General features: G+C 43.4%; 8 protein-coding genes and 1 rRNA gene. 6 read left to right on the top strand and 3 right to left on the bottom strand.

The window, feature by feature from the left end; translation table 11 throughout:
* Nucleotides 1–32: 32 nt before the first annotated feature.
* Both H7968_RS15325 and H7968_RS15330 read right to left on the bottom strand, forming a co-directional pair.
* On the bottom strand, nt 33–1,118 hold the full coding sequence (locus tag H7968_RS15325; protein WP_227396962.1) for an FUSC family protein: 1,086 nt from the start codon (nt 1,116–1,118) through the stop codon (nt 33–35).
* Between the two features lie 567 nt (nt 1,119–1,685).
* Entirely contained in the window at nt 1,686–2,972 is a 1,287-nt protein-coding gene (locus tag H7968_RS15330) for a glutamate-1-semialdehyde 2,1-aminomutase (RefSeq protein WP_227396963.1), read from the bottom strand.
* A 78-nt stretch (nt 2,973–3,050) separates the two neighbouring features.
* On the opposite strand from H7968_RS15330, the gene H7968_RS15335 reads away from it, so the two are divergent.
* From H7968_RS15335 to perR, 4 genes are all read left to right on the top strand, one after another.
* The gene (locus H7968_RS15335; protein ID WP_227396964.1) at nt 3,051–3,455 is read left to right on the top strand and encodes an ion channel; all 405 of its coding nucleotides are present in this window, start codon (nt 3,051–3,053) and stop codon (nt 3,453–3,455) included.
* A 48-nt stretch (nt 3,456–3,503) separates the two neighbouring features.
* Nucleotides 3,504–3,968 (top strand): thioredoxin-dependent thiol peroxidase, encoded by a 465-nt coding sequence (gene bcp / locus H7968_RS15340; protein ID WP_227396965.1) that lies wholly within the window; start codon nt 3,504–3,506, stop codon nt 3,966–3,968.
* A 611-nt stretch (nt 3,969–4,579) separates the two neighbouring features.
* A complete protein-coding gene (locus H7968_RS15345; RefSeq protein ID WP_227396966.1) occupies nt 4,580–6,121 on the top strand; it encodes an AbgT family transporter in 1,542 nt (513 codons plus the stop codon).
* Nucleotides 6,122–6,249: 128 nt separating this feature from the next.
* Nucleotides 6,250–6,696, top strand: a complete 447-nt coding sequence (perR, locus tag H7968_RS15350; protein WP_134373321.1) for a peroxide-responsive transcriptional repressor PerR — start codon at nt 6,250–6,252, stop codon at nt 6,694–6,696.
* Between the two features lie 48 nt (nt 6,697–6,744).
* On the opposite strand, the gene H7968_RS15355 is transcribed toward perR, so the two are convergent.
* Nucleotides 6,745–7,119 (bottom strand): YgzB family protein, encoded by a 375-nt coding sequence (locus H7968_RS15355; RefSeq protein ID WP_227396967.1) that lies wholly within the window; start codon nt 7,117–7,119, stop codon nt 6,745–6,747.
* Between the two features lie 154 nt (nt 7,120–7,273).
* Between H7968_RS15355 and H7968_RS15360 the strand changes: the two genes are divergently transcribed.
* Together H7968_RS15360 and H7968_RS15365 are read left to right on the top strand one after the other, a co-directional pair.
* Nucleotides 7,274–8,146 (top strand): nucleotidyltransferase-like protein, encoded by an 873-nt coding sequence (locus H7968_RS15360; protein WP_227396968.1) that lies wholly within the window; start codon nt 7,274–7,276, stop codon nt 8,144–8,146.
* Nucleotides 8,147–8,549: 403 nt separating this feature from the next.
* Nucleotides 8,550–8,646, top strand: a 16S ribosomal RNA gene (locus H7968_RS15365); the annotation flags it as partial.

Genomic DNA, 8,646 nt, shown 5'->3' on the forward strand with positions numbered 1-8,646 from the left:
AGGGTACCTCCTGCCCGGTTTAAATCATAAAATTATTCCGCATCCCGCTCAGGTAAAACGATTTCCTGGTCATCCTGATGATAGGATTGCATGCTGGCAATCAGCGTGTCGAGGTGGGATAAATGCTCTTCGTATTCAAGCATTGATGACAAAACGTGTAGCAGGTGGAATCCGCTGCTGTCATCCTCATCCCTTGCTTTATTCACTTCCTCCATGAAGATATCCGTTAATTCCTTATGATTCATACACGTATGATTCAACTGTTCATTTTCATTAACCGGCTTGATTTTACCGGCAAAACGAAGGAGCAGCTGTTCATGATAGCTCATGAGGCAGTCAAGCTGTTCCTGAATGATCAGCTGTAAGGCTTCAGGCACATGGCTGATATCATTTTCAAAACGGTGCAGTCGCTTTAAGATATCAAAGCTTCTGCGCATAGTGGAAATCATCTGGCGGTAGACCACAAGTTTTCTTGTTTTCGCCACTGAATTTGTCTTGAGAATTCCGCGTTCCTCTTTGTATAAAAGGTAGATCTGATCAATTTTAATCAGGCGCTCTTTAAATTTTTCAATATCCTTTTTTAACAGCTGGTGCTCAGTGGCACGGCGGGTACTTAATCTGATCCATTTAATCATATCATCTGTTGTCGTAGAAATTTTATAGAATAATTTCGTTTCGTACTTTGGTGGTATGAAAATCAGATTGACTAAGAAGGATGATAAGACCCCAAGCATGATGGCTGTAAAGCGTAATAGAGCAAATGTGATGAAATCTTCGTTCTGAACCTCCATGATGGCAATCAGGGTCACGAGTGCCAGGCCGATCGTTGTCTCAATCCGCAGTTTAAGAATAATGGTGATGGTAATGACTGCAGCAAAGCCGATGACGACAACATGATTTCCGAAAAGCAATACGAAAATAACGGCGACAGCTGCACCGATCACATTTGCCTGGATGTGTTCAAGTATGGAAACGAATGACCGGTATATGGTCGGCTGAACAACAAAAGCTGCTGCGATTCCGGCGAAGATCGGGGAAGGCAGTGACAGCAGTTCAGCTAAATACAGAGCAAGGACGATGGCAATTCCCGTCTTTAAGACGCGGGCTCCTAGCTTCATCGTTTGGTTGAGTCCTTTCTTGACGTAATTCACGCTATTATTACCAGGAACTTGTGCATGGCAATAGTAGTAATATACATTGGATAGAAGTGGACTGCAAGAGAAATTACCAAGAATTTTTTATGATAAAAAAGGAGGCGTTTTCACTGGGAAAACACTTCTTTTACAAGTTTTTATTATGATAAGTCGTGCCAGGGACACCCTCCGCTTTCCATTTCTAGCTCCGGCGGGCAGGGACTAGCAAACTTCCCGTCCCCTCGTCCGATAAGTCAACATCAGCTCTCTACGTTCGCTGTGTTTCCTTTATCTCCGTCGGGGCCAGTCCAGTTTGTACGTCCCTGAGCGCCCGTCTCCGCTTTTCTCTGGCCGGGCGGTGAACCCGCTTGTGCTTCGCACAATCGGTTTCACCTGTCCCTTTCCGCCACAGGAGTCTACGGGTGTCCCTGGCACTTTATCTGTTTTCAAATAAAAGTCATTTAAACGTCTGCGTCAAATGTATTCCTTGAATAACATCCAACTAAAAAGAAGGTGTCTCCAAAATAGGAGACACCTTCTTTACTACACGATTTACAGTTTTGAAAAAGCGTAATCTACTGCTTTTAGTGTTTGTTCAACATCCTGATCGGTGTGCTCGGTTGTGAGGAACCAGGCTTCGTATTTGGATGGGGCCAGGTTGATGCCCTGTTCGAGCATCAGTTTGAAAAAGCGGGCGAAGGTTTCGCCATCGGTTGATTCAGCCTGTTCGTAGTTAACAACCTTTTCATCCGTAAAGTAGATGGTCAGTGCACCTTTTAATCGGTTGATGGTAATGGTGACATCATGTTTTTTTGCTGAAGATAGAATGCCTTCTTCGAGAATCGCCCCGAGGCGGTCCATTTCTTCATAAATGCCAGGCTGCTTCAACACTTCAAGGCAGGCAATACCGGCCTGAATGGAAGCAGGATTTCCGGCCATTGTTCCGGCCTGATAAGCAGGTCCAAGCGGTGCGATTTGTTCCATTATGTCTACGCGTCCGCCATAAGCGCCGATCGGTAGACCGCCACCGATGATTTTACCCATTGCAGTTAAGTCCGGTTTTACATTTAACAGATCCTGTGCGCCGCCATACATAAAGCGGAACGCTGTGATGACTTCATCGTAAATGACAAGTGCGCCTGCTTTGTGTGCGAGCTCATTAATCTGTTCAAGGAAACCTTCCTTTGGTTCAACAATGCCAAAGTTTCCTACAATCGGTTCAACGAGAACACCGGCGATTTCATCTCCCCATTTTTCAAGCGCTTCTTTAAAGGGTTCAATTTCATTAAAAGGAACCGTGATCACTTCACTCGCAATATTTTTTGTTACACCTGCTGAATCAGGAGTCCCTAAAGTGGAAGGACCGGATCCGGCTGCAACAAGTACAAGATCGGAGTGCCCGTGGTAGCACCCGGCAAATTTAATAATTTTATCACGTCCGGTATAAGCTCGCGCTACCCGGATCGTTGTCATAACCGCTTCCGTTCCGGAGTTGACGAAACGGACTTTTTCCATTGCAGGCATTGCTTCCTTAAGCATCTTTGCAAACGTCACTTCATGTTCAGTCGGTGTTCCGTAAAGGATGCCATTTTCAGCAGCATGCTGGATCGCTTTTGTGATATGAGGGTGAGCGTGTCCAGTAATAATCGGTCCGTATGCCGCCAGATAATCTATGTACTTATTGCCATCAACATCCCAAAAATAAGCACCTTTTCCTCGTGCCATGGCAACAGGAGAGCCTCCGCCGACAGCCTTATAGGATCGGGACGGGCTATTCACGCCTCCAACAATATGTTTAAGTGCTTCTTCATGAAGCTTCTCTGATTGAGTGTGGTTCATCTGTATTTCCTCCCAGTCATTGCGTCCCCCGTATTGTAATATGCTGAATCATAATCTGCAAACGGGGGGATTTTATAAATGGGACTACTCATTCTGGCCTTCACAGTTCTGATCATGTCGTTTTCTGTCAGAGCTTTACTTGCACTGCCGTGGGAGGGTTATATATTTTCATTGAAAAACTTCCTGCACTTATCCTATGTATACGGTGTTCTGCTACTCGGTTTTGCATCCATTTATACGATCCTGATGTTGGAAGGGATTGAAGCAGCCGTTCCGGTAGAGGAAGAGGGCTTCTGGCCACTTTTTTTATTGATGCTTTATTTCAGTGCGATGATGCTGTTCTCGGTAGGTAATGGAGAAATTGTCCCAGTTGGAGCAGGGAGACTGATTGCCGCACTTTCAGCTTTTATCGGGCATATACTCCCGGTAACAGTCGTCTGGACCATCATCGCAAAATCAGATGAGCAGACTTTTGAAAAGTAGCCCGATGTCCTGTATGCTACAACTACAATATGAATGGGAGGTTAAATCATGAAAATTGGTGAAAAAGCACCCGATTTCACATTACAAACCCAGGACGGGGAATCAGTATCATTATCTGATTTCCTGGGCAAAAAACAGGTCGTTCTATATTTCTATCCAAAAGATATGACACCAGGCTGTACGACACAGGCGTGCGACTTCAGAGACCACCACGAATCATTTGCGGATCTCGACGCAGTCATTCTCGGCGTCAGTCCTGATCCACAGGATAAACATAAAAAATTCGTGGACAAGCACGACCTGCCATTCAGCCTGCTGGTTGATGAAGATCACAAAGTAGCAGAACAATACGGTGTCTGGACACTAAAGAAAAACTTCGGCAAAGAATACATGGGCATCGAACGCTCAACCTTCGCCATCGACAAAGACGGAACCCTGTTAAAAGAATGGCGCAAAGTCCGCGTTAAAGGGCATGTAGAAGAAACTTTAGAATTTTTAAGAGACCGATCATAAAAAAATGCACCTTTTATGGGTGCGTTTTTTATTAGGTGATGAAGTGGTATAGCATTGCTTTTCTCTTGTCAGGAGCATTTACTGATTAGGATTTGCTAATCTATCAACAAAATATTGGAATTCTATCAACAAATCCAACAGATTTCAGACATATTAATGATATCTGATTACCAGATTCCTGAGGGCCAGTGACATCCGAAGACTCCTATGGCGGAAAGGGTCAGGTGAACCCGGCTGTGCGAAGCGCAGGCGGGTTCACCGCCCGGCCTTGGAAAAGCGGAGGCGACTCGTCCAGCCCCGACAAGCATAAGGCGAAGATGAAAAGAGGGCTGATCTTTGCCCTCGTTCAGCTTTGACTTATGACCTCGAGGGGCTAGTCGCCGGAGCTAGACAAAGGAAAGCGAAGGATGTCCCCGGCACGATTCATATAAGCGAGAACAAAATCAAATAATTATAAAGCTGGATGCATTTTTATAATCATGCGAATATTGTTTTTATTGCGGATTTTACCATATGACTTTAAATTTCGACAAACCCTCTTTATAATAACGTTACCTGTCGTCAGGTGAATTGTTAGAAAATTAACATTTATTGAAAAGTAGGGGGATTTTATGGACACAGCTAAAAAGCGAGGATTTTTTACCAAAGGGCTTGATGGAATCGAGCGCGTTGGTAACAAGCTTCCTCACCCGGTCACGCTGTTTTTCCTTTTCGCTGCAATGGTTGTTTTAGCCTCAGCACTGGGATCAGCACTTGGCTGGACAGTTGAGAATGCCGAAGGAGAAGAGATTACAGTTTTTAATCTCTTAAGCTCTGAAGGTATTCTGTATATGTTTGAATCAGCAGTAGGTAACTTTACCGGCTTCGCGCCGCTCGGTACCGTGCTTGTCACAATGCTCGGGATCGGGATCGCAGAACGCTCAGGGTTGATTTCAGCAGCTCTTAAAGCGCTTGTTACCTCTGTACCGAAGCAGCTGTTGACTGCTGCACTAGTATTCGGCGGTATTATGTCTTCTATGGCAGCCGATGCCGGATATGTTGTACTTACGCCACTTGGTGCGGTATTATTTGCGGGATTAGGCAGACATCCGCTTGCCGGTCTTGCCGCAGCTTTTGCCGGTGTATCAGCTGGTTTCAGTGCAAACCTTCTCGTTACATCACTGGATCCGCTACTTGGTGATCTTACCATCGCTGCTGCAGCAACAGTGGACCCTGCCTATGCAGAAGGCATGAACATTCTGATGAACTATTACTTTATGATTGCTTCTGTTGTATTGCTGACACTTGCGGGTACGTTCGTTACTGAAAAGATCGTTGAGCCGCGTCTCGGCACGTTTAAAGGGTCGTTTGACGATGCTGAAGCAGAAGATATGAAGACGGTTCGTCCTGAAGAGAAAAAAGGTCTTTGGATGGCGCTTCTTTCCATTATCGTTACAAGTGTATTAATTGCACTCCTTGTTGTCCCATCATGGGGGCCGCTTCGTGCAGGTCTGCCGAATGATGAGATTCTAAATGCACCATTCTTCCAGACGCTAGTTCCGATTCTCTTTATCTTCTTCCTGATTCCTGGTCTTGTATATGGCCTGGTAACGAAGTCAATTAAAAATGATAAAGATATTGCGAACCAGATGGGTGACACAATGGCGACAATGGGTATGTACATTGTACTTGCGTTCGCAGCCGGTCAATTTGTTGCCTATTTCAATACTAGTAACATTGGACAGATTTTTGCATACAATGCCGCTGGCTGGTTAAGCAGTGCCGGATTAGAAGGGATGCTCCTTGTCCTTGCGTTTATGTTCGTAGTCGGAGTGATCAACCTATTTATCGGAAGTTCTTCCGCTAAATGGGCCTTCATGGCACCGGTATTTGTACCAATTATGATGGACCTTGGTTATGCGCCTGAACTGACTCAGGTTCTTTACCGTATTGCAGACTCAACAACAAATATCATCTCTCCACTAATGCCGTACTTCGCAATCGTCATTGCTTTTGCACAAAAGTATGATAAAAAAGTGGGGATTGGTACACTGATCGCCACAATGATTCCTTATACGATTGTATTCTCAATCGTCTGGACGTTAATGCTACTTGTATTTATGTACACTGGCATTGATCTTGGTCCGGGAGCAAACATTTTCTACGATAATTAATTCTCAGAAGTGCTCTGTCGTTTCGGCAGAGTGCTTTTATTGTTCTGGAAGATTTGACAAACCATGAATCAGGCGAGTACACTAATTATAAGAATTATAAAGAAAGACTTTTTATAGAAAGAAGGTGCATGACGGTGTCAGAAGTGCAGTTAAGAGATGCATTAGATTCACTAAAAGGGACGGGCGTGCGTATCACCCCTCAACGTCATGCGATTTTGGAGTATCTGGTAGGCGCTATGTCACACCCGACAGCGGATGAAATTTATAAGGCTCTAGAAGGCAAATTTCCTAATATGAGTGTGGCGACAGTATATAACAATTTACGCGTCTTCCGTGAAGTGGGGCTAGTTAAGGAGCTCACCTATGGGGATTCTTCCAGTCGCTTTGATTTTGTGACAACGGATCATTATCACGCAATTTGTGAAGAGTGTGGAAAAATTGTAGATTTTCATTACCCTGGTCTGGATGAGGTGGAGCACCTTGCTTCTCACGTTACAGGCTTTAAAGTAAATAATCATCGTATGGAAGTATACGGCACGTGCCGTGATTGCGATGCAAAAAAAGAAGCCCACTAAAGGCTTCTTTTTTTATGCTAAAAAACTGATAAAAAAAGAAGCCTTTGTTCAGGCTTCTTTATCAGCTGTCGTTTTCTTTTTCTTCTTATTGTAATCTTCGTTGAAGTCTTTTCCTTCAAGTTCAGGATCAAGCGTCAGCGGCTCGCGACAGTGCATACACATGTCCACACGCCCTAAAACCTTCGTCGGCTTCTCACAATTCGGACACGTCACGACGACTGCCCGCGTGGAAAGCATACCAATCCAGAAATACACGACCATACTGAACAGAATGGATAACATCCCGAGTACGATAAAAATCAGCATGATAATAGGATTATCTCTAAAGAAAATACCGCCGTACATAATTAAAACACCAAAGAAAATAAGTGCGAGTGCAAATGAACGGATTTTATTAATTTTATTTGAATAAGCTTTTGCCATGATTGTCCCTCCCGGACTTTTACTATATCATAGAAAACTGTCCATTAAAGTAAAAAAACGTGACGGATTATTTACGAATCAAATTTAAAGGAAATAGCAAGATCTTGTCGAAATAAATTCAGGACGGATTTAATTGAAGAAGGAGCTATTGCACATGGAAGATATTTTGCGCCCCATCTACCAGGAACGAGCCAGCCAGCCGAATACACTCGGCATTGTCATCATGGAAAAACGGGATAAACAAAGTCCAATCACTGACACATTTGATACGATTCTCTTAATAGTAGTAAAAGAAGCGGAACATCCGGTTTTTATTAAGCATTACACTTACGAGGACAGAAAAGCGGCCATGCATCTTGTAACAGAAAAGCAGCTGAACGAGTGGCTGCTGCTTGGCAGCAACAGAAAAATGGTTGAATGGTTACTGACCGGCAAGATCGTTTTTGATCGGAATGAGTATATCGACAACCTTCGAACGGAACTGAAGGATTTCCCTTTTTACGGTCGGAAGATCAAGATGGGAATCGAATTTGCAAAGCTAATCAGAAGATATATGGACGGCAAAGCCTTCTTTGAAACGAGACATTTTCTCGATGCATACAATCATGTTGTTCACTCCCTGCATCATCTGGCCCGCCTTGCTGTGATCGAAAATGGATTTCATCCTGAGGTTACGGTATGGAACCAGGTCAAACAGATTGAGCCGGAGATTTATAAACTATATGAAGAGCTTGTAAATAGTGAAGAGAGTATTGAGAAGAGACTTGAGCTTTTATTTCTTGCAAGTGAATTTCTGATCCATTCAAGAACTGAAGTCGGAGCTTCACATTTGATCGGCATTATGAGTGAAAAACAAGAGTGGAGCTTTCAGGAGCTGCAATTTCATCAGGAGATCTCCTATTATTCAGTTGACCTTGCAGTTATGATTGAGTTTTTAATTGAAAAAGGAACGTTAAAAACGAAAGCTGTAGAAACAAAGGGTAAAGGTATCTATCATCGATATTACTTCATTGAAGAACAAGTTTAATAACATCCAGAAGGCAGGATAACGTCCGCAAACGTTTTGTCCTGCCTTCCACATTACAATCAGCAATGCTTGGAAAAAACCTTTATCAGCATCTATCTAAACGGGAAAACAGCATTATTTGCAGCAGAATTAATTTTTTTAAAAAAAGTTTTAAAAAAGGGTTGCTCTTTTTAAAAACTCTTGTTAAGATAATAAACGTCGCTGATGAGCGAAAACAAAAACGCTTCACAACAACAAAAAAAGTTGTTGACCTGACATAAAAAATTATGTTAGTATAAGAAAGTCGCTTGAGAGAGCGACAGGCTGAAAGAAGCACTGAACCTTGAAAACTAAACAACCAAACGTCAACGTTTAAGATTTTAAGTCTTTTTCGAATAAAAAAGACAATGAGCTTTTCAAACACTTTACGGAGAGTTTGATCCTGGCTCAGGACGAACGCTGGCGGCGTGCCTAATACATGCAAGTCGAGCGAACGGAAGAGAAGCTTGCTTCTCGGATGT

It is taken from the genome of Jeotgalibacillus aurantiacus (assembly GCF_020595125.1).
Taxonomy (GTDB): Bacteria; Bacillota; Bacilli; order Bacillales; family Jeotgalibacillaceae; genus Jeotgalibacillus; species Jeotgalibacillus aurantiacus.

What these genes read in the sequence shown, in the direction of transcription:
- H7968_RS15345 (WP_227396966.1), top strand. Translation starts at nt 4,580, where the DNA reads ATGGACACAGCTAAAAAGCGAGGATTTTTTACCAAAGGGCTTGATGGA.
- perR (WP_134373321.1), top strand. Translation starts at nt 6,250, where the DNA reads ATGACGGTGTCAGAAGTGCAGTTAAGAGATGCATTAGATTCACTAAAA.
- H7968_RS15335 (WP_227396964.1), top strand. Translation starts at nt 3,051, where the DNA reads ATGGGACTACTCATTCTGGCCTTCACAGTTCTGATCATGTCGTTTTCT.
- H7968_RS15325 (WP_227396962.1), bottom strand. Translation starts at nt 1,118, where the DNA reads ATGAAGCTAGGAGCCCGCGTCTTAAAGACGGGAATTGCCATCGTCCTT.
- H7968_RS15355 (WP_227396967.1), bottom strand. Translation starts at nt 7,119, where the DNA reads ATGGCAAAAGCTTATTCAAATAAAATTAATAAAATCCGTTCATTTGCA.
- H7968_RS15330 (WP_227396963.1), bottom strand. Translation starts at nt 2,972, where the DNA reads ATGAACCACACTCAATCAGAGAAGCTTCATGAAGAAGCACTTAAACAT.
- bcp (WP_227396965.1), top strand. Translation starts at nt 3,504, where the DNA reads ATGAAAATTGGTGAAAAAGCACCCGATTTCACATTACAAACCCAGGAC.
- H7968_RS15360 (WP_227396968.1), top strand. Translation starts at nt 7,274, where the DNA reads ATGGAAGATATTTTGCGCCCCATCTACCAGGAACGAGCCAGCCAGCCG.